This is a genomic window from Gilvimarinus gilvus (assembly GCF_030518155.1).
Lineage (GTDB): Bacteria > Pseudomonadota > Gammaproteobacteria > Pseudomonadales > Cellvibrionaceae > Gilvimarinus > Gilvimarinus gilvus.
Window position 1 is genome coordinate 1 of the sequence record NZ_JAULRU010000020.1, and the last position, 344, is coordinate 344.

At 60.8% G+C, this 344-nt stretch carries 1 pseudogene; it reads left to right on the forward strand.

Features of this window, described 5'->3' with window-relative positions:
* Positions 1-261, forward strand: a pseudogene (locus QWI17_RS00095) (LysR family transcriptional regulator); the annotation flags it as partial.
* Positions 262-344 lie beyond the last annotated feature (83 nt).

The following is a 344-nucleotide window of genomic DNA, read 5'->3' on the forward strand; positions in this document are numbered from 1 at the left end:
GACATCGATGCACTGACCCACATGGCCGTGCACGATGGTGGCATCACCCGCCTGGCCGAATTCATCGTGCGGCCCCATCTGGCTTCAGGTGCGCTGGTGCCGTTGTTTGAATACAGCGACAACGGCCAGGCATACGCCCAGACCGAGCCGATGGACATCTACCTGTGCCTGGCAGACCGCTTTGCCATGACGCCTGCTGTGCGCGTGTTCACGGCGTACCTGCGTGAACACCTGGCTGATACCTGGCAAGTCCAGACGTGAAAAAACCGCCACGAGGGTAATGCCAGTCAGTTAAGTAATTTGGGGCCGCTTTGCGACCCTTCGCGGGCACGCCCGCTCCCACA